Raw genomic sequence first — 21,244 nt, 5'->3', positions numbered from 1 at the left:
GGAAGGGCTCAACCATCCATTCTGAAATTCAGTAAAGGACATCGCCATGAAAAACCAACGTCTGTTATCCGTACTCACCGCCACCTTGTTGGGCGTCGGCAGCATCAGCGCAATGGCCCAGGACAAGCCTGCAGCACCCAATCCGTCCAAGGGCGGCGAAGGCAGCACGATCTCGCTCAAGAACGGTACAACCAACCCGCCTCAGCGACCTGACGGCACCGATCCGGTGTCGCGCGAAGCTGTGAAGGCAGAGACGCGCGCTGCCAACCGCGCGAAGACCATTCCAACCGGCGAAGCGAGCACGATGGGCTCGATGACCAAGCAGCCCAACGAGACGATGCAGGCGACCGGTGACATGTCCCGCAAGGAAGTCAGCATGGCGGGGCGCAAGACCAAGCCGGTGCGTGGTGACAAGGTCGAACGTCCAGACGTTCCCACCAATCCAGCTGCAGGTGGCGGTACGCCGAATTAATTCGGCACTGGCGTGAGGCAAAACAAAAGCCCGTAGCGCGATGAGCGCTACGGGCTTTTTTATGGACGTCGAGGCTGAGCCTTTATGCACTCAGCGTGGATGGCTCATCCCTTGACAGGAGGCGGCGGGCGATGGCCATCCGGGCCGCCCTGACCGTGGTGACCGCGGTGACCGTCGTGGCCCATGTGAGCAGTTTCCGCATCGAAGGTTTTTTGCTGTTCGGGATTCAGGCCCGCGTAGAAGGTCTTCGTTGCTTCCGCCCGCTTCGCGAACATGGCGGTGCGCTCGCTCTGGCGGGCTTGCATGCGCTCGAGACGCTGCGGCGTTGTCAGCTTGGCAAACTCAGCGCGGTCGGGCCGCTGCGGTGGTGGGCCTGCAGGGGGCTGCGTGGATGCGGTGAAGTTGGTCCAGGCAGCTTCTTGCGTCGGGCTGAGCTTGAGCTTTTCTTTCAATGCCGCCATGCGTTTGGCCCGGTGCTCCTGCATGCGGGCAAAGCGCTTGGCGGGGTCTCCGTGGTCCATGCGGCGATGGTCGGCCGCGGGGTCGGCTTTGCCGACGGGAGCCTGAGCAGTGGGCGCAGCGGGCGCAGTCGTCGGCGCCGATGGCGCCGGTTGCGCGAAGGCTCCTGCAGTGACGAGCGTAGCGGTGGCCAGCATGCTGGCCCAGAGAACACGATGGCGGAGTTTGATCATGACGTTGCTTCCTTTTGGAGCCTGCGACCGAAGGGCAGCAGGTGAGGGCAAGTGTGGAAGCCGTCCGTATCGATTCCGTGAGCGCAGCGTGAGCTTGCGTAAAGTTCAATGAACTGTTCAGTGAATCATTCGGGCCGCGGCCGCCTCAATCGGGCGTCAGGCGGGTCGATCCTTCCGGAAACCAGTTGCCGTGAAAGCCTACCGGCACGCGATGCGGCAAGACGGCGGTGCACACCGGGCCCTTGGCGACGTCTTGCGCATCGAAGATGACGAGGTCGCTCGTGTTGCTGCGGCCGCGCCACACGGTGGCCAGGAGCCAGCCATCGCCTTCTTCGGCATCAGCGGCGCGGGGCACGAAGATGGCTTCGGAAACCATGTCGGGCGCATCGAAGGTGAACATGTCGCGCGCCCCTGTCGCGTGGTCGATATGGATGACGCTCGCGTACATGCGCACCTCGCCATCGTCCAGCGCGACGTGTCCGGCGAACCACCCGTGGTGATACGCAAACCCGGCGAAGCGCTCGTCCATTCGCGGGAATTCGCCGCGGGTTTCTTCCAGCACGGTCTGCGTGAACTCATGGGCCGGGTTGTCGAGGTCGAAGGTCCACCGGGTGAGGCGTGAGGGCGTGCGGCTGTCGCCGGCGGGCGAGCCGTCAGGGTACGGAAAAAGCGGCGGCAGGTCGAACTGCATGACGTCGACGAACACGCTGTTGCCGGCTTCCCACGCGTTCATCACATGGAACACGTAGCAGGCCGGACCCGACCACCAGACCAGGTCTTTGGTGCTGCCGTTGCGCGGCATCATGCCGACGCGTGTGCCGTGCGCAGGTTCCCACGCGAAGGGCGGCCGGCCCGATTGGGCGCGCTCGCGGCTGGCGGTGAGCGGCATGACCGGGAACATCACGTGCTCGGCACTGACCGCGAAGTCGTGGACCATGCTCGCGTAGGGCGCCTCGAAATGTTCCCGCCGCGTTACGCGGCCTTCGCGCGAGACGGTGCCGAAGCTCATGCCGCTGGAGAGCGACTCGGGCGTGCCGTAGCCGAAGAAGAGCAGCTCGCCGGTGCGCGGATCGGTCTTGGGATGGGCGGTGACGCGGTGCTGCAGGCCGCCGTCGAAGTCCGTGGGGCCCAGCGTGTCGAGGGTGGCCAGATCGATCACGACCGGCAGGTGTGCTTCTTCGAGCGCGAGCACTCGGCCTGCGTGGCCGATGACATTGGTGTTGGCGACGCCGTCCGACGGGCCCGTTTTGACCCAGCGGTTCCGGTAGTGCACCGCGCCGTCGGCGATGTGAAAGGCGTGGAGCATGCCGTCGCCTGAAAACCAATGGGCCTTGGCGTCCGGCACGCGCGGGTTCGGACCGTTGCGGACCAGCGTGCCGCGCAGACTTTCAGGCAATGTCCCGTGCAAGGGCAACGGGCCGACTTCGATCTCGAAATCGATCGGCGCCAGGTTCGATGGCGCCGCGGTGTGGCGCGGGGTCGCTTCGTTCATGAGAAGGCTCCTGTTCTTCGCGGAAATCGCGGCGCTGGGCTTTCTGTGCCTGCGCGATGCCATCGTATCGGCGGTCTGCTTTTTTAGGGGCATGCCGTCCTAACTCATTCATAAGTTGAATTGGTCACGCGCCTACAGGGGGGATTGGGCAACGGGCGAAGAATGAAGCAAGGGTCGAATCAACAACGTCAGGGAACGCACATGCCAGCGCACGAAGCCGCTCGATGGGAAGCGGAGGATCTTGATTTCTCGCGCATCGTGCTCGGCGACGTACACGAGGACGAGAACCTTTTTTATCTGATCAGTTGTGCCTCTTTCATAGAGAGTGGCTCCGATCTCTACACGCACAACCTGATCGACTTCTTCCGTGGCGATACCGAGGTGGCCGACTGGCTTCGCGATCGCTGGGAGCCGGAAGAGCTAAAGCACGGGCGTGCCTTGCGAGCCTATGTCGAGCACGTCTGGCCTGAGTTCGCGTGGCAGCCGGCCTTCGACGCGTTCCTCCATGAGTACGCGACCTACTGCAAGGTCGAACTGCTGGCGCCGACGCGGGCGCTGGAGCTGGCAGCGCGCTGCGTCGTCGAGACCGGCACGGCGACGTACTACAGCGCTCTCGCCCAGAGCACGAACGAGCCGTTATTGCACGAGCTGGCTGAGCGCATCGCTGCCGACGAGGTCAGCCACTACAAGAACTTCTATCGCTTCTTCAAGCGGTATCGCGCGCAGGAAGCGCCGGGTCGCGCGCGCGTGTTGGCGACGGTCGGCCGGCGCACGCTGGAGCTGAAGAGCGAAGACGCGGACTGCGCGATCAGGCACGTGGCCAGGTCGCACGCCCCGGAGCGTGCCGAAGACTCGGCTTATCTGCAGCAGATCAGCGCGCGCATGAACGCGACCATCCGCCGCAATTTGCGACCGGGCACCACGCTCAAGATGCTGATGCGCCCGCTGGCGCTGCCGCCGGCCTTGCAGGCCATAGTTCAGTGGCCAGTCGAGCAGTTCATGCAGCGCGTGTTCTTGCGCTAGCACCGCGGCATTGACCTCGCTCGCGCATCAGGGCAGGGCTTCGAGTTCCCAGGATACGTTCTGCCACGCGACGCCGAAACCGGCTGGCGAGACATTGCGTGCCCCTGGATTCAGCAGCGCTTCAAGTGCCCATTGGGCACCGGCAGTGACGCTGTCTACCAGCGGGACCGGCACTTGGGCTGCGATGTCGGCGGCGATGCCTGCGAGGCCCGCGCCGCCGAGGATCACAGCCTGTGCCTTGAACCGATCGGCGGCCTGGCAGCAGGCCTCGGCCAGCAGCTTGCGAGCGCCGACCGGATCGGCGGCGAGCTGCGCGCCGGTGGGCGCTACCGTGTGGATGCCAGCCAGCGTCTGGCCGTAGCCGAGCGCGTTGGCCAGGCGCGAGAGCATCGGCCGCCAGCGGTCGCCGCCGGTCACGATGGCGAAGCGCCCGTGCCACGCGGCGGCCGTGAAAGACGCCTCGGCCAGGCCGCCCACCGGCACGCCAGCGCCATCCCGCAACGCAAAAAGTCCGGGATCGCCGAAGCACCCGATCAGTACCGCGTCCGGCTTGAGTCCTTGCGCTTGCGCCACCGCCCAGCTGTCGAGCACTGCGTGGTTCGCGACCGCGTAGCTGGCTTCGTCCGAGATGTAGGGTGCGCCGAAACGCGCCGTCAACGTGTGCACAGACAAGGCCGGGCCGGCAGCGGCTTGCACGTGGCCCTGCAGCAGCGCGGTGACGGACGCCGAGGTGTTCGGATTGATGACGAGCAGGCTGGGCATCGCGGCGTTGTTCCCGGATCGCTTGGCGTCGTTCGGGTCAGCGGGGCCGCGCGGCACGTCGACGCAGCAGCGCGGCCGAGCCGAGCGCGATCGCCATCACTCCGAACGACACGATGGTGGTCACGGTACCGAGCGCATAGATCGACGGCGTCGTCACCGTCGAGGTCAGTCCCTGCAGTTCGAGTGGCAGGGTATTGACGTCGCCGATGGCCTGCGAGGTGCGTGCGATCTCGTCCCAGCTGAGCGTGAAGCCGAACATGCCGATGCCGACGATCGAAGGGCCGATGAGCGGCAACACGACGAACCTGAAGGCTTGCCACGGCGTGGCGCCGAGGTCGCGCGCGGCTTCTTCGTAAGCCGGGTCGAAGCGGTTGAACACGGCGAACATGATGAGCAGGCCGAAGGGCAAGGTCCACGTCAGGTGCGCGCCGAGCGCCGAAGTAAAGAGGCCCAGGGCTGTGCCATAACCCTCGAGCATGTCGGTTGCGCCGAGTGCCGTCAGTGCTTCCTTGATGCCAGTGTCTATGAGGCGGAACTGCAGTCCGATGCCGAGCGAAATAATGATCGACGGCATGATCAAACTTGCCACCGTGATAAAGAAGAGGGCGTTGCTGCCAGTGAGCTTCTTGCGGAATGCGAGGCCTGCCAAAACCGACAGTACGACGGTGAAGGCCATGACGACGGCGCCGAGAGCGAGCGAGCGCCTGAACGCTGCGCCGATGTCTACCGTGCCGAGGCCTTCTGCAAGTTTGTAGAACCAGTGCAGGGAGACACCGCGCAGCGGGAACGTGAGGCCGCCTTCGGGCCCCTGGAAGCTGAGCACGAAGATCGTGATCATCGGGCCGTATAAAAAGACAACGAAAAGCGCGAAGACGATGGCCAGCGGCCAGAAGCCCGGGGAGCGTTGTTCGCCTATGCGGTTGCTCATGGCGTCACAGTTCCTTCCGGATGTCGACGAGCCGGGTCAGACCCCAGATGATCATGAGCACGACTGCCAGCAGGATCATCGCGTTGGCTGCGGCGAGCGGGAACTGCAGGTACGAGGTCTGTACCTGGATGATTTTGCCGATGGAGGCGATCTGCTGGCCGCCCATCACGCCGATGGTCACGAAGTCGCCCATCACGATGGTGATGACGAAGATCGAACCGATGAGGATGCCGGTGCGCGACAGCGGAACGATGACGTTCCACAGCGTCTGCCAGCCGGACGCTCCGGCGTCGCTGGCTGCTTCGAGCAGATTGCGGTCGATGCGCATCATCGAATTGAAAATCGGCACGATCATGAACATCGTGTAGAGGTGCACGAAAGCGAGCACCACCGAGAAATCGGAGAACAGAAGCCACTCGATCGGGTCGTGGACCACGCCCAGGCTCATCAGTCCCTGGTTGACCAGGCCGTTGCGACCCAGCAGCGGAACCCACGAGATCATGCGGATGACGTTGGAGGTCCAGAAAGGCACCGTGCACAGCACGAACAGCACCGTCTGCATGGTCGACGAGCGCACATGGAACGCGAGAAAGTACGCGACCGAAAAACCGATGAGCAACGTGATGCCCCAGACCAGCAGACAGAACTTGAGCGTGCTGATGTAGGTGCTGAGCGTGACGCAGTAATCACCGTTGTCGGTGAGGTGCGTGCAGCCTTCGAAGATGCTGATGTAGTTGCGAATCGAGATGGCAGGAATGAGCTCGTATTCGTTGAAGTTCCACAAGCTGACCATCGCGATCAGCGCCAGTGGAATCAAGAAGAAGAGCAGGAATACCAGCGCGAACGGCGCCGCCTGCCACCATGCCTTCACGGTGTGGCTGGGCAGGGATACGGCGTGACCGGAAGTTGCTGGTGCGCTCATGAATCAATGTTGGAAGAGGAGTGTCGCCCCCGGTCAGGGGGTGGGAGTCGCGACACGCAGTGCGCAGCGACCTGGGGGCGAGCAACAGTGTTCAGGCTGCTACGAACTCGTTCCACTTCTTGACCATGTACTCGTTCTCGTCCATCACCGCGTTCCAGCAGGCGATGCCGCCCATGCGTTCTTCATAACTGCCGCCGTCGCGGATTGCGCCGGTCTTGGCCAGCACATCGCCGTTCGGGCTCTTGATGTCTTGCGAAGCGGGTTTGCCTTCCATCCAGTAGGCCCACTCGTAGCCTTCCATCTTGGCCTTGGCGGTGTCGAGCACGGCGCTGTAGTAGCCCTGACGATTGAGGTACGCACCGGCCCAGCCGTCGAGGAACCAGTTGATGAACTCGTAGGCGCCGTCGAGCTTCTTGCCGCTCAGGGTGGCTGGCAGACCGAAGCCGGCAGCCCAGGCGCGATAGCCTTCTTTCAGCGGTTGGAAGTTGCAGGCGATGCCCTTGGTGCGCACGGCCGTGACGGCCGGCGACCACATCGACTGGATCACCACTTCGCCCGAGGCCATCAGGTTGACCGACTCGTTGAAGTCTTTCCACAGTGCGCGGAACTGACCGGCCTTCTTGGCTTCGATCAGCGTCTTGATCGTCAGGTCGATCTCGGCCTTGGTCATGTTGCCTTTGTCGGCGTACTTGTGGATGCCCTTGGCTTCCACCACCATGGCCGCGTCCATGATGCCGATCGACGGGATGTTCAAGATGGCGGCCTTGCCCTTGAATTCCGGGTTCAGCAGCTCGGCCCATGAGGTGATGGGGCGCTTGATGAGGTCCGGGCGAATCCCCAGCGTGTCGGCGTTGTAGACCGTGGGGATGAGCGACATGAACTGCGTCGGCGTGGTCGAGAATTTCTTCGACTTTTCGCTTTCGAGGTAGATCACCTTCTTGGGTGCGGTGCCCTGGTCACCGACCTTCTTGCCGGCCACTTCGCCCTTGGTGAAGAGCGCGGTGATCTTGTCGGCGTTCTTGATCTTCTTGACGTCGATGCCCTTCAGGTTGCCGGTCGGCACGATCTTCTTGAGCGAGAAGAATTCGGTGTCGATCAGGTCGAAGCTGTTGGGCGCGGTCACGGCGCGCTTGGTGACATCGTCGGTGGTCACGGCCACATACTGGATCTCGATGCCGGTGTCGGCCTTGAACTTCTCGCCGATGGCCTTGTCCTGGTTGACCGCCGTACCGAGGTAGCGCAAGACGATTTTTTCCTGTGCGTGCACGAAGGGCGCGACGCCCGCAGCAAGGATGCCGGCCATGCCCGCGCCGCCTTGTAGCAGGACGCGGCGCTTGACGCCATTGGCAGAAGAGTTGTCGATAGGGTCGGACATGAGGAGGCCTCCAGGTTTGTGGTTTGAGAGAACGGGATCGCGGGAATCGGGAGCGGTATCGGAAGAGTCGAGGACGCGTGGTCGAAGCGTTGCCGACGTGCCGTCAGGCGGGAATGACCGTCAGCACTTCGGTCGCATCGCGGACGGCCGGCGCCGCGTTGGAAGACGGTGGCGCCCTGCGTTCACCGCGCTCCGACGGCCGCTTGACGCCGGGGCCGAGCACGCGCGCATCGGCTTCATGCCACGACAGCGTGACCTGCTCGCCTTGCGCGTAGAGACGGGCCAAAAATGGCGCTTCGCCCAGCAACACCGACACGGTCTTGCGGCCCGGTGCGCCTTGCAGCAACTCGAGGCCGAGCAGCACATAGGTGCCCTGGTATTCCACGTCGGTGATCTGCGCGGCCACGGCGTTCGCGCTTTGGATGGGCTCGCTGGCCGGTGTGATCAGCATGTGGTCGTTGCGCACCGCGATCGGCCCGTTCGGCGTGTCGATCACGTTGTGGCCTCCCATGAAGCGGGCGACGAATTCGCTGGCCGGATGGTTGTACACATCGTGCGGCGAGCCGACCTGTTCGATCAGCCCGTGGTTCATGACGACCATGGTGTCGGCCAGTGCCATCGCTTCTTCCTGGGAATGCGTGACGTGAATGAAGGTCAGGCCCAGTTCCTTTTGCCATCGGCGCAACTCGGCGCGCATCTGGATGCGCAGGAACGGGTCGAGTGCCGAGAGTGGCTCGTCGAGCAGTAGCACGCGCGGTTCGGTGATGAGCGCCCGCGCCAGCGCCACGCGTTGCTGCTGGCCGCCGGAGAGTTCAGCGGGCTTGCGCTCGGCCAGATGACCCATGGCCACGCGTTCCAGCAGGTCGCGCGCCTGCCTCTGGCGCTTCACCTTGCCGATGCCCTTCATCTTCAGGCTGAAGGCGACGTTGTCGAGCGCGGAGAGGTGCGGAAAGAGCGCGAAGCTCTGGAACATCATGGCCGTGCCGCGGGCTGCGGCGGGCAAGTCGGTGATGTTGCGGTTGTCCAGCAGGATGTCGCCGCTCGACACGGACTCGTGGCCGGCGATCATGCGCAAGGTGGTGCTCTTGCCGCAGCCTGAGGGGCCGAGCAAGCAGCAGTAGCTTCCGCTGGCAATTCGCAGGTCGATCTGGTCGACAGCGGCGGGCGTGCCGGCAGCGTATTGCTTGGTCAGCGAGACGATTTCGACGGCCGCGGGCGGCAGGGCAGTGACAGCATCCATTGAGTGCTGTTGTGCAAGACATGTGCCAGTTGTGCGGCGAGCCTTGTGCACATCACTGGTGCACCAGGTTATTCCGCAAGATCGCGAGTGGCGTCGAAATGGGGCAGAGCGGCAGCGCAAAGTATTCGCAAGCTGACGGGAGCCAGAAGTGATCGGTGCCCCAAACCGTGCATCGACAGCGGCGGAAGAAACCCAATTCAGGGCGGTGCGAACTTGGCGGCGGCCACATTCTTGAGCAGCGACTCGCGCTGAAAACGGGTCACGCCACGCACTCCTTCGGCGACCCACTTGGCGCGAGCGGCGTCGATGCTGCCATCGCGTTGCCATTTCTCGACGGCGACCTGCGGGTTGTTCAGCATGGCGGCCATCCAGACGGCTTGGGCGGGTTCGAGCTTGACGGCGCTGCGCTTGAAATATCGCCTGGCCGCCGAGTCGGCACCGCACAGGTCGGTGCCCCAGGGTGCGTTGTCGAGGTACAGCTGGAGGATGCGCGCCTTGCCGAGGGTCTGCTCCATCTCGACGGCGTAGAGCAGCTCGCGCAGCTTGCGTTCGGCGGTGCGGTCGCTGCCGGTGACGAGCAGTCGCGCCAGCTGCTGGGTCAGCGTGCTCCCGCCGCGCTCCACGTGGCCACTCTTCTGGTTGCTGTCGATGGAAGCGGTGAGTTCGGTCAGGTCGTAGCCTGTGTGGGTGAAGAAGCGCTGATCTTCGGCGGCGATGACGGCGCGTGTCAGCCAACTGTCGTTGCTCAGTTTGGCGGGCGAGCCGCAACTGGTGCGGGCGCCGAGCATCGCTTCGGTGCCGAGCCCTTCGACAGTGAACTGCGCGATGCGCGGCTGCAGCGCGAAGGTGCCGGCGGGCAGGGTGAACTGGCCGCGCATCGCCACGCTGCCGCCAATGCGGGCACGTTGCAGCTCGGGCAACGCCGGCGCGAGCACCGCGTACCAGAGTGCGATGGGCGCATCGGGCAGGTCGACGTTGATGGGCAGTGACTTGGGTGTGAGGCGGCCGTCCCAGTTGCCGCGCAAAAGAGTGGCACCGGTGGCCCCGGCATTGGCGGCAGGTGTTGCCTCGAGCGTGCCGGCCAGCGCGTTGCCATCTCGACGCACGGTGGCGGTCAGGCGGTCCAGCCGGATCGGTGCAGAGCCCAGTGCTGGCACCGACGCACTGCACGGCGCACACCGCAGTTCGAGTGCGCCGACGCTGTCGTTCCAGGCGAAATGCACGGTACCGAAACGCGTGTCGAGCGAGCGGCCGTCGAGCCACGGTGCGAACCACGGCGAAGTGGCCACGCGGATGGCCGAGGGCACGCTGACATCGAAATCGACCGGACCGAACGTGATGCGCGTCTGCCACTCACCGGCCGCCGGTGCCAGGGTAAAGCGCGCGATCAACGCTGCCGCCACACAGGTGGTGATCACCAGGGCCAGCAGCCCGAACAGCACGAAACGCAGCGTCTTCTTCACGGTTTTTCCGCCCTCTCTTTATTCGATGACCTTACGTCGGTCTTGTGACGCGGGCGACGGTCACGGCCTCCCATGGCCCGGTCGAGCGACCGCTGGCCGCCGCCCAGTACCAGGCTGAAGTGTCGGTGAAAGAAGTGCCCTTCGCATCGACGATGCGCTCGCAGACACGCAGGGTTTGTCCCTGTTGGCTTGGGTGGCTCGATGCAATGCGTGTGGCACCTCGCTGGGCGTTGAAGCAGCGCCACAGCCGTTCTTGTGCATCACGTTCCAGCCGCGCCTGCACGATCCGATAGCCGAGCGCACGGTAGCAATCGGCAGCCGGATGCAGCATGCGCGTCGGCGCCACGACCTGCCGCAGCACGAACATCTGCTCGCCATCGGTCATGCGCGCGATGGCGCCCGGAAAGCGGTCGGCGAAGCGGTGCTCGACCTCGCTCAAAGCCAGCGGGCGCAGCGGCACGCCGTCCCATGCGCGCGGCCATTCGTGGAAGGCGGCCACCGGCTGTGGCGTGACGGGTGAGGCACGCAGGGCGGCGGCCGTGCTCCACACGAGACACAGCAGCATGGCCGCACCGAACAGGCTCTTGTGCACCGCGCGATGGAGGAAACGATTGGCGAACCAGCGGTCAAAGAGCAGTGTCGACACGACGGCCTCCTGGGGATGTGATCAAGCCGGGGATGGCTTTGGCCGTCCTACTCGCCATGGCCCAGGCGATGCCACCGCAGACCAGCGCCAGCAGCAACAAGCCGAACGCGTCGTGCGCCCAGGGCGCCAGCGCGTGCCCGGCACCTTCGAACGCCACCAGCACCGCATTGCGCACGATGTTGCCGAGCAGCACCAGCAGTCCGACCACGGGCAGCCGCGTCGCGAACTGCCTGTCCGTGCGGTGCGCCCACAGTGCGACAGCGCAGGCGGTGAAGTAACCGAGCCAGACCATCTGCACACCGGAGCAGGGCGCGTCGACGATGACCATGCGGCCATCGACCAGCAGCGTGCTGCCTTCACGCATCACCTCGAACCCCGGCGCCAGCAGCCAGCGACTGGCTTCGGCCGTGACCACGCGCAACGGGTAGCCCGCATAGAACTGCAGCGACGAGAGCAGGGGCAGTGCCAGCACTGCGAGCCCTGCCACCGGCAACGCGGCGACGCGCTTCGGCAGGAAGGCGACGAGGCCGCAGGCCAGCGCCAGCACGGCCAGCAGACCGGCCGCGAGCGGCGGCAGAGCAGGCACCACGCCGAGACCGTTGCGCGCCAGGGTGGCGAGCAAGGTACCGCCCGTCGCCAGCGCGATCCAGCCGAGACGTGGCGCCGCGCGCAGTTGGTGTCGAAGGTGCCCGACCAGCACAGCGAGCGAGGCCAGGGCCAGCGCGCCGAGCGGATCGTCCGAGCCGTCGCGCATGCGGATGACCATCCAGCACCAGGTCGGCGTGAGCGCAGCGAACTGCAGTGCGAGCCAGCTGGCAGCTGGCAGGCGATCGACGTGAATGCTCCAGTCCACGAAGCGGGGATGGTGCTGTGCGAGGTGAGCGAGCGTCATGGTGTTCGATCGATCCGGTTCAAGCCGTGAAGCGGCGGTCGTCGTGCCGGCGCGCGCGGCGGCGCAACATCGCGAGCATCGACAGCACCACCGCGATGGCGCCGAGCGTCTCTGGCTCCGGTGTGCTCGGCACTTCGGCACCGAGCGTGGCGCCGCCGACAGCCAGCTCGCTCACGCCTTTGGGCAATGGCACCGGCTGGTTGACGCCCACCGTGTTTTGCGGCGCGACGTTGCGCACCACCTTGTCGACCGCGATGAAGCTGGTGTACTGCGTGAGCAGGCTGTATTGCAGGCCGAGATCGGTGATGCGCTGCTTGAAGCTGTCGCCGCCTTCCAGCGTCTCCTGGTCGCTCAAAGACGCGATGCGGTGGCGTGCCCACAGGCTGCGCAGTGCGGCGGTGTCTTGACGCACTGCGCCGTCGACCTTCAGCTCCTGCCGATACGGGCCATTGGCGCTGCGGCCTTCGATGACGATGCGGCCCTTGGGCGCTCCACCATCCGCGTTCGCGCGCCACTTGCCGAACACGATCACCGGGCGCTCGCCCATCACGTCGGGCAGTGCGGCCGGCTCGACGTCGTACACATCGATTCCTTCGAACTTTGCCTTCACGCTCGTCAGCACCGGCGACTCGACCATGCGGCGAAAGCGCGCAGCCTCCTCGGTCGCCTGAATGGGGTCGGTGATGATGAAAGGTTCGCCCATGCCCGCCCGCGCAATGCCTTCCATCAGGCCGCGGTTGACCGATGAGCCGATGCCGAAGGCGAACACGTTGGCTTGCGAGAGGTTCTTGCGCACCAGCTCGAAAGCCTCGCGTTCGACCGTCACATAGCCGTCGGTGATGACCACCACGGTGCGCGACACGTCGGGCTGCTTGGGCTCGGCGTAGACGCGCTTCAGCGCGGGGATCAGCTCGGTGCTGCCGCTGCCGCTGTAGTTCTGGATCGTCGCGAGCGCTTGCTCGATGTTGGCGCGCGTGGCCGGCACCGAGTGCGGCGACAGCATCTTGTTGCTGCCTGAAAACAGCAACACATTGAAGGTGTCGCTGGTGCGCAGCCCGCCGATGAGTTCACGCAGCACGACCTTGGCCGTGTCGAGCGGAAAGCCGTGCATCGAACCCGAGATGTCGACCACGAAGATGTAGTCGCGTGGTGTGATGGCGGTGGCCGCGACCGACTTGGGCGGCTCGACCATCGCGAGGAAGAAGTTCTCCGCCGTCGCACCACCTTCGCCGCCCTGGCCCTTGAAGAGCATCAGGCCCGACTCGATCTTTTCGCCGGCCAGGCGGTAGTCGAGTACGAAGTCGCGGTTGTCCGCCGGCTCGGCGCTTTGCGTCAAGGTGACGTCCGCGTGTTTGTCTGCATCGCCCTTCTTCATGTCGATGCCATGCGTGCGCGAACGCACTTCCTTGATGCCCATCGGCGTGTCGATCGCCACCTTCATGGCGAAGGTCGTGCCCGGCGCCACGGCCGCACGCAACACCGGTTGCGCGACCCAGCTCGCATTGGCTTGCGACGACTGCGTGCTGTTGTAGCGCGGGCCGACCACCGTCGGAAAGACGAACTGGTAGTTACCGGACTGCGGCACCAGCAACTCGGTGTAGTGCAGCTCGACCTGAATGTCGTCGCCCGGCAGGATGTTGGCGACGTTCATCTGGAACACGTTGGGCAGATGCTGTTCGAGCAGCGCGGCCGTCTTGCCTTCTTTCTTTGCGGTGTCGTACTCGATCTGCGCCTGCTGCTTCTCGCGGATCTGCGCGGTGATTAGGCGATCGGCCAGCCGCACGTTGAGACCGTTCACCGCCGCCTTGGTCGAGCCGGGGAACACATACTTGGCTTCGATGGCGCGCTGGCCTTCGTTGCGGTAGTGCTGCGTGACCGTGACGTCGGCGATGACGCCCGTTATGTGCACTTTGACTTCAGTGCCCTTCAGCGGCAGGCGGTCGACCGACGGGTCGTCGCTCTTCACGAAGAAATACGGGCTCTCGGTTTTGAGGCGCGGGCCGGGTGCTTCTTGGGCATGCAATGGCCGCATGCCGAGGGCGACGAAGCCCAGCGTAGCGAGGCCCACTGTGGTCGCCCAGAGCCAGCGGCCCGGACGGGTCGATGCGCTGTTGTTGTTGTTTAGGTTGTGGCAGGTGTCCATGACAGCTTCTTCTCCGGTGCGTGCAACGGTGCACGGAGTCGAATGTCGGAGCCGAAAGAGAAGCCGCAATGAAGCCTTCGCGCGGTGACTTCGACGGCCGCACGCCTGGTGTGAAGTCTGTGTGAAGTGACGCTGTCGACGCACTTCACACGGACTTCGGATGGCGAGGCGAGCATCGGGTCGTTCCACATCCAGGGAGAGGAAAAAATGTTCAAGAACCTTCGCAATTCAGTGCTGTTCAAGATCGGCGTGCTCGTGCTGCTGACATTGTTGTTGTGCATCCCGCTGGCCGAGATCGGATCGCTGATCAACGAGCGCGGTGGCAGTCGACGGGAAGCAGCAGAAGAGCTCGGACAGACTTACGCCGGTCCGCAGACGCTGGTCGCGCCGCTGCTCATCGTCCCGTACACCGAGCGCTGGTCCGAGGAACAGCGCAACAGCGCCGGCAACGTAACGGGCACTGTAGGGAAGACCAAAGCGCTCACGCACATGGTGTTTCCAGAGACACTTCGCATCGAAGGCACCATGGCGCCGCAGCAGCGCTATCGCGGCATCTTCAACGTGCTGTTCTATACCTTCAATGCCGGGATGGAAGGGCGTTTTGCCGCCTTCGATCCAGCGTCGATCCCGCGCAGCGAAACCGGGTCCACGATTGAAGCGGGCACGCCATACCTCGCTCTCGGCGTCAGCGATTTGCGTGGCCTCGATGGCTCACCGGCGCTTACGCTGGCTGGCGAAAGGCTGCGCTTCATGCAGCGCGTTCCGGGCCTTGGCAAAAAAGATGCATGGCTCGCTGGCGGTATTCATGCGCCGCTGGCCGGTGGCGCGTTGAAAGCGTGGAGCGCGAGAGAAGCGCTACCCTTTACTTTGAAGCTTGGCTTGGTCGGGCAAGAGACGCTGTCCATCGCGCCGATCGCCGACGACACGACTGCGCATATCACCTCGCCATGGGCCGCGCCGAGCTTCGGTGGACGTTTTCTGGCATCGGAGCGCAGCGTGACGCCTCAGGGCTTCGACGCACAGTGGCGCGTTTCTTCGCTGGTGAGCGCGGCGCGCGAGCAGGTGCGCTCTGGTGTGGGCGGGCCCCAGGGCAACGCGTTGGAAACTTTCGACGTGACGCTGGCAGAGCCGCTCAACGTCTACGCGATGTCGACACGCGCCGTAAAGTACGGAGCGCTTTTCGTCGGACTCGTGCTGATGGCCGGCTTCATGTTCGAACTTTTTCGCAAGTTGCGGCTCCATCCTGTGCAATACGGTCTGGTCGGCCTTTCGATCGCGCTGTTCTTCCTGCTGCTGCTGGCGCTGTCTGAAAAGCTCCTGTTCTGGCAGGCCTATTCTGTTGCTGCAACAGCAAGCGTGTCACTGCTCGCTGTGTACTTCAGCTCGGTGCTCGGCGGCTGGCGGCGCGGCGCTTCTTTCGCTGCCTTCGTAGCGCTGTTGTATGGCGCGCTGTACGGGCTGCTCGCTTCCGAGAGCAATGCGTTATTGCTCGGCGCCTTGCTGGTGTTCGGCATGCTGGCGATACTGATGCTGGCGACGCGCAAGGTCGACTGGTACGCGCTGTCGAACGCAACAACGGGCCAGCTGGACACCAGCACTCCGTGACGTCTGGCTGCGTCGACACGTTTATTCAGATATTGAGGTTCGCATGGTTCCGATTCGCAAGCTTTTGAAATGGACTGCCGTTACCGCGGCGGCCGGCGCGGTGTCGCTGCTGCTCGTGGGCGGTGTCGCGCTGGCCGTCATCTATCCCAAGCTCCCGGACGTATCGTCGCTGTCCGACTACCGGCCCAAGCTGCCGCTGCGCATCTTCTCGGCCGAAGGCACGCTGATAGGCGAGTTCGGCGAAGAGCGACGCACGCTGACGCCGATCGCATCCATCCCCAAGTCGATGAAAGACGCGGTGCTGGCGGTCGAAGACGCGCGCTTCTACGAGCACGGCGGCGTCGATTCGCTCGGCCTGATGCGCGCGGTGCTAGCCAATCTACGAGGCGGCATGCGCCAGGGCGCTTCCACCATCACGCAGCAGGTGGCGCGCAACGTCTATCTAAGCTCCGAACGCACGTTGAGCCGCAAGGTCTATGAGGCGCTGCTCGCCTTCAAGCTGGAGAGTCGATTGAGCAAGGACCAGATCCTCGAGATCTACCTGAACCAGATCTACCTCGGCAACCGGGCCTATGGCTTCGCGGCCGCGTCGGAGGTCTATTTCGGCAAGCCCTTGCAAGACATCACGGTGGCCGAGGCCGCGATGCTGGCCGGCCTGCCCAAGTCGCCCGGCACCGCCAACCCGATCAACAGCCCGTCGCGCGCGCGCGCGCGGCAGCTCCATGTGATCGACCGCATGAAGGACACCGGCTTCATCACCGCCGCACAGGCCGATGAGGCGAGGCAGGAGCCGCTGCATCTGCGCGATGCGTCGGACCCGAACCGGCCGCACGCCGAGTACGTGGCCGAGACCGTGCGCCAGCTCATGTACGCGCAGTACGGCGACAGCATCTACACGCGCGGGCTTTCCGTGCAGACCACGCTGGTGGCGGCCGATCAACAGGCGGCGTACCGCTCGTTGCGCAAGGGCATCATGGACTACGAGCGACGCCAGACTTACCGCGGCCCCGAGGCCTTCGCCGACTTGCCCGACGACCCCAAGGCGCTCGACGATGCAGTCGACGACGCATTGGCCGATCACCCGGACAACGACGACGTGATGTCCGCCGTGGTGCTCACCGCGGCGCCGAAGTTGGTGACTGCGGTGCGCGGCAACGGCGACATCCTGCAGATCACGGGCGATGGCCTGCGTCTCGGCCAGGTCGGTCTTTCCGACAAGGCCGGCCCCAGCATCAAGGTGCGTCGCGGCGCGGTGATCCGCGTCATGAAGACGCCACGCAACACGTGGGAGATGGCGCAGCTGCCCGAGGTCGAAGGTGCGTTCGTCGCAGTCGATCCACGCGATGGCGCGATCAAGGCGATGGTCGGTGGCTTCGACTTCGGCAAGAGCAAGATGAACCGCGTGACGCAGGCGTGGCGCCAGCCAGGCTCGAGCTTCAAGCCCTTCATCTATTCAGCCGCACTCGAGAAAGGTTTTACGCCGGCGACCGTGGTCAACGATGCGCCGCTCTTCTTCGATGCGGCCACCACCGGCGGCCAGCCGTGGGAGCCGAAGAATTTCGAAGGCACCTACGACGGTCCCATGTCGTTGCGGCATGCGCTGCAGGAGTCGAAGAACCTGGTGACGATCCGTGTGCTGCAGTCGATCGGCACGGAGTACGCGCAAGACTGGATCACGCGCTTCGGCTTCGACAAGGACAAGCATCCGGCGTACTTGCCGATGGGTCTGGGTGCGGGCTCGGTGACACCGATGCAGATGGCGACGGCCTACTCGGTGTTCGCCAACGGTGGCCACCGTGTCGACCCGCATCTGGTGATGCGCGTCACCGATCGCGATGGCAAGGTGCTCAGTGAAGTGACGCCGCCGGTGCTCGACGAAAGCAACCGCGCCATTCCGGAGCGCAATGCCTATCTGATGGACAGCTTGCTGCAGAGCGTGATGAAAGGCGGCACCGGCGCCAAGGCCTATCAGGCACTGAAGCGCGACGACATCTACGGTAAGACGGGCACGACCAACGATTCGGTCGACACTTGGTTCGCGGCGTTCCAGCCGACGATGGTCGGCATCGCCTGGGTCGGCTACGACACGCCGCGCAAGCTGGGTGTGCGCGGCGAGACAGGCGGCAGCCTGAGCTTGCCGATCTGGGTCGGCTACATGCAGGCCGCGCTCAAGGGCGTGAAGGTCGCCGAAGTGCCTGAGCCCGCCGGTCTGATGCATGCGGACGGCGAGGTGTTCTTCGACGACTATGGGCCGGGGCGAGGTGTGGCGAGCCTGGGACTGGATGCGGCGCCGGTGGTGCCGGTGGAGACGTTGGCCGGGGAGCAGGTGGCGCCGGTCGCGCCGGTAGAGGAGCGCAATCGGATTCTGGATATGTTCAAGTGACGAGCCGATTCGTATCCCTCGCCAGATAAGACAGCGGCAACGTCAACGTCGCCACTGCCCCGGCGCCCTTCGCATTCGCCAACTCGATGCGCCCGCTGTGCAGTGCGGCGATTTCCTTCACGAAGGCCAGCCCCAGTCCGGTGCTCTTCTTCAGCGTGTGCGGGCGCGCCAGCGAATAGAACTTCTCGAACACCTTGGATTGCGCGTAGTCGGGAATGCCCGCCCCGTGATCGCGCACCGTGACGATGGCGTTGCGGCTTGCCACACGCAGCGCCAGCGTGACCTCGCCTGCATCGGGTGAAAAGTCGATCGCGTTCGCGAGCAGATTGCTCACGGCTTGTTGCAGCAGGAATCGATCGCCATCGCAATACAACTCGCCGAGGTCTTCACGCGGACCATCGACACGCACGGTGATGCCGCGCGCCGCGGCGCTCGTGCGTGCGCTGTCGGCGACTTCGCGCAGCAGCACGCCGAGCGCGACCGGCTCGGTACGGTCCAGCACGCGCCGTGTCTCCAGCGCGGTGAGCTCCATCATGCGGTCGACGATCTGCTGGATGCGCTCGGTCTCTTGCGCGATGTTGCCGAGGAAGCGCTCGCGTTCGGCCTCGGGCATGCTGCTTTCCTGCATCAGCTCGGCCGCACCGCGAATCGCCGAGAGCGGGCTCTTGATCTCGTGGGTGAAGGTCTGAACGTAGTCGGCGACATAGTTGCGGCCGGTGAGGGCGTCGCGCATTTCTCCGAACGCGCCGCGCACCATGACGATGGCGCGCCGCACCATGCGCACCGGATGAAAGCCGCGCTGCGTGCGCAGCCATGCGATGTAGTCGGCGGTAAGGCCGAAGGGTCGCACCAGCCACACCGAGAGGATGAGCGTGAAGAGCAGCAGCGCCGCGGCCGATCCGGCACCGACCCACAAGGTGCGCGCCCGTGCGTCCTCGATGAACTGGCCGAAGCTCTGCACCGGCTTGCCAAGGCTGACGACGCCGACGATCTCGTTGTTCCAGCGGATCGGCGCGCCGACGTACATCACCGAGGTGCGCGGATCGCTCTCGACGTCGCGTGAAGTGCGGGCGCCGTAGAGGCCGGCGAGCGATTGGGTCACGTCGTTCCATTGCGAGTAGTCGGCGCCCTGGTTGCGCCCGAGCGAATCGAACAGCACGCGGCCGTTGCGGTCGGTCACGTAGGCGCGCAACTCGACGCGACTCTTGTGCAGGTTGTAGATTTGCGCGGAGAACTCGCGCGCGTAGACCGACTTAAAAATTGGGTCGAGACGTGCGGGGTTGATGGCGCCGGCGATGACGTCCTGCTCGATCATGCTGGCCATGAGTTGCGTGGTGTCGACCAGCGACTCTTCGGCCGACTCGCGGTAGCGTGGATCGATGTCGAGCACCACGCGATACAGCAGGAACGCGATGCCTGCGCTGTAGATCAGCAGGACGCCGATGAAGATGCGGGTTCTCCGGCTCACGCGCTCAAACCGGTGTTGGCGGCAGGTCTTCGTTCAGCGCATAGCCGGTGCCGCGCAGCGTGCGGATCGGCTCGACGTCGGGCGCGATGGCCTTGAGCTTGGCACGCAAGGTCTTGACGTGCGCATCGACCGTGCGGTCGAAGCTGTCGCTGGCGTCGTCCCACACGTGCTGCAGCAGCTCGTCGCGCGTGAAGACGCGGCCGGGCCGCTGCACCAGCAGGCGCAGCAGGCCGTACTCGTAGCGCGAGAGTTCGAGCGGGCGCCCGTAGTAGCGAATCTGCATGCGCTCGGCGTCGAGCGCGAAAGGTGTCGTGCCTACAACGACAGGCGCAATCGCTGCGGGCGATGCGATAGTCGGTGCAATAGTCGGTGCAAGAGGAGCGGCTGGCGTGTTCGCCGTTGGCGCAGCGCCCACATGCCGCACGCTGCGCCGCAACACGGTCCGTACCCGCGCCACCAGTTCGCGTGGCGAAAAAGGTTTGGCGATGTAGTCGTCGGCACCCAATTCGAGCCCGACCACGCGGTCGATCTCGTCGCTGCGCGCGGTCAGAAAAATCATCGGCACTTCCGGTGCGCCGGTGCTTTGCGTGATGGCCTGCAACCGCTTGAAGAGCTCGAAGCCGTTGAGGTCGGGCAGGCCAATGTCGAGGATCGCCAGGGCGGGCGGCTGCGCGGTGAATTGCGCGATGGCTTGTTGCGCCGTGGCACACCACACCGGCTCGAAGCCATCGGACTTGAGCACGTACTGCAGCGTGTCGGCAATGCCCGATTCGTCTTCCGCGATCAGGATGCGGAGTTTGGATGACGCTGATGGCGGCGCTGGAATCGGTGGCGGATGCGGAGACGACATGCCCGGCATCGTAGCCGCGCCTTCGCGGCCTGCGCTCACTGGGTCGGGGTGCCATCGGCAGAAATCGATGCGATCGGCACCGGAAGACGCAGCGTTCGCATGCAAAGCGACCAATCGGTAGCTGCACCAGGCGCTCGTCTCCGGTCCGGAAGTGTTCAGGCCGACCCTGCAAGGTCTTCAAGGATCGGGCAATCGGGCCGCGCATCGCCATGGCAGCAATGCACTAGGTGCGCCAGCGTGCTGTGCATGGCCTGCATGTCGACGATGCGCTGTTCGAGTTCGTTCAGGTGCTGCTGTGCGATGCGCTTGACACTGGCACTGGCCCGACGGCGGTTGTGCCACAGACCGACCAGCTCGCCGATCTCGTCCATCGAGAAACCGAGATCACGCGCCCGCTTGATGAAGCGCAAGCTGTGCACATCGGCCTCGCTGTATTGTCGGTAGCCGCTGTCGGTGCGTGCGACTGAAGGCAGCAATCCGAGGCCTTCGTAGTGCCGCACCATGCGTGCCGACACGCCGGAGCGCCGCGATGCTTCGCCTATCGCGACATTGACCGGGCTGCTGTCGACGTGGCGCACCTATTGCACCCGGTAGCCGGCGTTCTCGATGGCGGCAACGATGTCCTGACGCGGCTGCAGGCTCAGCACGTCGACATGGCCGGTCTCGAGATCGACGGTCACTTGCGCTTCAGGATCGACGGCCTGCACCGCGTTTTGCACCGTGCTCACGCAGTGGCCGCAGCTCATGCCGGTGACGTTGAATTTCTGGCTCATCTTGATGTTCCTTTGGATTCGAGGATTGAACAGAGCGCCGAGTTTGAACCTTCTCACGATGTCAATGTCCAGCGCAGGGTCTCAATTGCAACTTGACCTTGCCATCGTGTGAGGC

At 64.6% G+C, this 21,244-nt stretch carries 19 protein-coding genes; 4 read left to right on the top strand and 15 right to left on the bottom strand.

The features are described from left to right. Positions 1-46: 46 nt before the first annotated feature. A complete protein-coding gene (locus RCH10_RS00785) occupies positions 47-472 on the top strand; it encodes a serine/threonine protein kinase (RefSeq protein ID WP_409050874.1) in 426 nt (141 codons plus the stop codon). Between the two features lie 104 nt (positions 473-576). Here RCH10_RS00785 and RCH10_RS00780 read toward each other — a convergent pair whose 3' ends face one another. Together RCH10_RS00780 and RCH10_RS00775 are read right to left on the bottom strand one after the other, a co-directional pair. Further along, entirely contained in the window at positions 577-1,164 is a 588-nt protein-coding gene (locus tag RCH10_RS00780; protein ID WP_409050873.1) for a Spy/CpxP family protein refolding chaperone, read from the bottom strand. Between the two features lie 145 nt (positions 1,165-1,309). Next, positions 1,310-2,656, bottom strand: coding sequence for a carotenoid oxygenase family protein (locus RCH10_RS00775; protein WP_409050872.1), 1,347 nt, complete (start codon positions 2,654-2,656; stop codon positions 1,310-1,312). Between the two features lie 201 nt (positions 2,657-2,857). Here RCH10_RS00775 and RCH10_RS00770 point away from each other — a divergent pair, with 201 nt between their 5' ends. Beyond that, positions 2,858-3,679, top strand: a complete 822-nt coding sequence (locus RCH10_RS00770) for a ferritin-like domain-containing protein (protein WP_409050871.1) — start codon at positions 2,858-2,860, stop codon at positions 3,677-3,679. A gap of 27 nt (positions 3,680-3,706) precedes the next feature. Here the strand turns inward: RCH10_RS00770 and RCH10_RS00765 are convergent, their stop codons facing one another. The 9 genes from RCH10_RS00765 to RCH10_RS00725 form a co-directional block, all read right to left on the bottom strand. Next, positions 3,707-4,441: an aspartate/glutamate racemase family protein gene (locus tag RCH10_RS00765; RefSeq protein WP_409050870.1), complete on the bottom strand. Its 735-nt coding sequence runs from the start codon at positions 4,439-4,441 to the stop codon at positions 3,707-3,709. Positions 4,442-4,478: 37 nt separating this feature from the next. Beyond that, positions 4,479-5,369 carry an ABC transporter permease gene (locus RCH10_RS00760; RefSeq protein WP_323496785.1) on the bottom strand — a complete coding sequence of 297 codons (891 nt, stop codon included), beginning with the start codon at positions 5,367-5,369 and terminating at the stop codon, positions 4,479-4,481. Between the two features lie 4 nt (positions 5,370-5,373). Next, a complete protein-coding gene (locus tag RCH10_RS00755; RefSeq protein WP_409050869.1) occupies positions 5,374-6,291 on the bottom strand; it encodes an ABC transporter permease in 918 nt (305 codons plus the stop codon). Positions 6,292-6,382: 91 nt separating this feature from the next. Continuing rightward, positions 6,383-7,666: a PotD/PotF family extracellular solute-binding protein gene (locus RCH10_RS00750; RefSeq protein ID WP_323496787.1), complete on the bottom strand. Its 1,284-nt coding sequence runs from the start codon at positions 7,664-7,666 to the stop codon at positions 6,383-6,385. 103 nt (positions 7,667-7,769) lie between these two features. Next, on the bottom strand, positions 7,770-8,906 hold the full coding sequence (locus RCH10_RS00745; RefSeq protein ID WP_323496788.1) for an ABC transporter ATP-binding protein: 1,137 nt from the start codon (positions 8,904-8,906) through the stop codon (positions 7,770-7,772). A gap of 197 nt (positions 8,907-9,103) precedes the next feature. Further along, positions 9,104-10,369: a biosynthetic peptidoglycan transglycosylase gene (locus tag RCH10_RS00740; protein ID WP_409050868.1), complete on the bottom strand. Its 1,266-nt coding sequence runs from the start codon at positions 10,367-10,369 to the stop codon at positions 9,104-9,106. A 31-nt stretch (positions 10,370-10,400) separates the two neighbouring features. Then, positions 10,401-11,015, bottom strand: a complete 615-nt coding sequence (locus tag RCH10_RS00735; RefSeq protein WP_409050867.1) for a hypothetical protein — start codon at positions 11,013-11,015, stop codon at positions 10,401-10,403. Continuing rightward, positions 10,996-11,907: an exosortase Q gene (gene xrtQ / locus RCH10_RS00730; RefSeq protein WP_409050866.1), complete on the bottom strand. Its 912-nt coding sequence runs from the start codon at positions 11,905-11,907 to the stop codon at positions 10,996-10,998. The genes RCH10_RS00735 and xrtQ overlap by 20 nt, the downstream gene beginning before the upstream one ends. A 19-nt stretch (positions 11,908-11,926) precedes the next feature. Continuing rightward, positions 11,927-14,050 (bottom strand): VIT and vWA domain-containing protein, encoded by a 2,124-nt coding sequence (locus RCH10_RS00725; RefSeq protein ID WP_409050865.1) that lies wholly within the window; start codon positions 14,048-14,050, stop codon positions 11,927-11,929. A gap of 207 nt (positions 14,051-14,257) precedes the next feature. Between RCH10_RS00725 and creD the strand changes: the two genes are divergently transcribed. Both creD and RCH10_RS00715 read left to right on the top strand, forming a co-directional pair. Further along, positions 14,258-15,655 (top strand): cell envelope integrity protein CreD, encoded by a 1,398-nt coding sequence (creD, locus tag RCH10_RS00720; RefSeq protein WP_409050864.1) that lies wholly within the window; start codon positions 14,258-14,260, stop codon positions 15,653-15,655. A gap of 43 nt (positions 15,656-15,698) precedes the next feature. Next, a complete protein-coding gene (locus RCH10_RS00715) occupies positions 15,699-18,038 on the top strand; it encodes a penicillin-binding protein 1A (protein ID WP_409050863.1) in 2,340 nt (779 codons plus the stop codon). Here the strand turns inward: RCH10_RS00715 and creC are convergent. The 4 genes from creC to RCH10_RS00695 form a co-directional block, all read right to left on the bottom strand. Further along, on the bottom strand, positions 18,031-19,506 hold the full coding sequence (creC, locus tag RCH10_RS00710; RefSeq protein ID WP_323499711.1) for a two-component system sensor histidine kinase CreC: 1,476 nt from the start codon (positions 19,504-19,506) through the stop codon (positions 18,031-18,033). The two genes, RCH10_RS00715 and creC, sit on opposite strands and share 8 nt — an antisense overlap. 4 nt (positions 19,507-19,510) lie before the next feature. Further along, entirely contained in the window at positions 19,511-20,356 is an 846-nt protein-coding gene (gene creB, locus RCH10_RS00705) for a two-component system response regulator CreB (RefSeq protein WP_323499712.1), read from the bottom strand. Between the two features lie 155 nt (positions 20,357-20,511). Further along, entirely contained in the window at positions 20,512-20,934 is a 423-nt protein-coding gene (cueR, locus tag RCH10_RS00700; protein ID WP_409050862.1) for a Cu(I)-responsive transcriptional regulator, read from the bottom strand. Further along, complete coding sequence (locus RCH10_RS00695; RefSeq protein ID WP_187053772.1) at positions 20,935-21,129, bottom strand: heavy-metal-associated domain-containing protein; 195 nt, start codon at positions 21,127-21,129, stop codon at positions 20,935-20,937. Between the last annotated feature and the right edge of the window lie 115 nt (positions 21,130-21,244).

This window comes from Variovorax sp. GrIS 2.14 (assembly GCF_046115955.1).
In the GTDB taxonomy this organism is placed as follows: domain Bacteria; phylum Pseudomonadota; class Gammaproteobacteria; order Burkholderiales; family Burkholderiaceae_C; genus Variovorax.
This window is presented reverse-complemented; position numbering and strand designations above follow the sequence as displayed.

Excerpts from the sequence above, each read along its gene's own strand:
- RCH10_RS00770 (WP_409050871.1), top strand. The coding sequence starts at position 2,858 with ATGCCAGCGCACGAAGCCGCTCGATGGGAAGCGGAGGATCTTGATTTC.
- RCH10_RS00745 (WP_323496788.1), bottom strand. The coding sequence starts at position 8,906 with ATGGATGCTGTCACTGCCCTGCCGCCCGCGGCCGTCGAAATCGTCTCG.
- RCH10_RS00750 (WP_323496787.1), bottom strand. The coding sequence starts at position 7,666 with ATGTCCGACCCTATCGACAACTCTTCTGCCAATGGCGTCAAGCGCCGC.
- RCH10_RS00725 (WP_409050865.1), bottom strand. The coding sequence starts at position 14,050 with ATGGACACCTGCCACAACCTAAACAACAACAACAGCGCATCGACCCGT.
- RCH10_RS00780 (WP_409050873.1), bottom strand. The coding sequence starts at position 1,164 with ATGATCAAACTCCGCCATCGTGTTCTCTGGGCCAGCATGCTGGCCACC.
- RCH10_RS00765 (WP_409050870.1), bottom strand. The coding sequence starts at position 4,441 with ATGCCCAGCCTGCTCGTCATCAATCCGAACACCTCGGCGTCCGTCACC.
- RCH10_RS00785 (WP_409050874.1), top strand. The coding sequence starts at position 47 with ATGAAAAACCAACGTCTGTTATCCGTACTCACCGCCACCTTGTTGGGC.
- RCH10_RS00755 (WP_409050869.1), bottom strand. The coding sequence starts at position 6,291 with ATGAGCGCACCAGCAACTTCCGGTCACGCCGTATCCCTGCCCAGCCAC.
- RCH10_RS00695 (WP_187053772.1), bottom strand. The coding sequence starts at position 21,129 with ATGAGCCAGAAATTCAACGTCACCGGCATGAGCTGCGGCCACTGCGTG.
- RCH10_RS00715 (WP_409050863.1), top strand. The coding sequence starts at position 15,699 with ATGGTTCCGATTCGCAAGCTTTTGAAATGGACTGCCGTTACCGCGGCG.
- RCH10_RS00760 (WP_323496785.1), bottom strand. The coding sequence starts at position 5,369 with ATGAGCAACCGCATAGGCGAACAACGCTCCCCGGGCTTCTGGCCGCTG.
- creD (WP_409050864.1), top strand. The coding sequence starts at position 14,258 with ATGTTCAAGAACCTTCGCAATTCAGTGCTGTTCAAGATCGGCGTGCTC.
- xrtQ (WP_409050866.1), bottom strand. The coding sequence starts at position 11,907 with ATGACGCTCGCTCACCTCGCACAGCACCATCCCCGCTTCGTGGACTGG.
- RCH10_RS00775 (WP_409050872.1), bottom strand. The coding sequence starts at position 2,656 with ATGAACGAAGCGACCCCGCGCCACACCGCGGCGCCATCGAACCTGGCG.
- creB (WP_323499712.1), bottom strand. The coding sequence starts at position 20,356 with ATGTCGTCTCCGCATCCGCCACCGATTCCAGCGCCGCCATCAGCGTCA.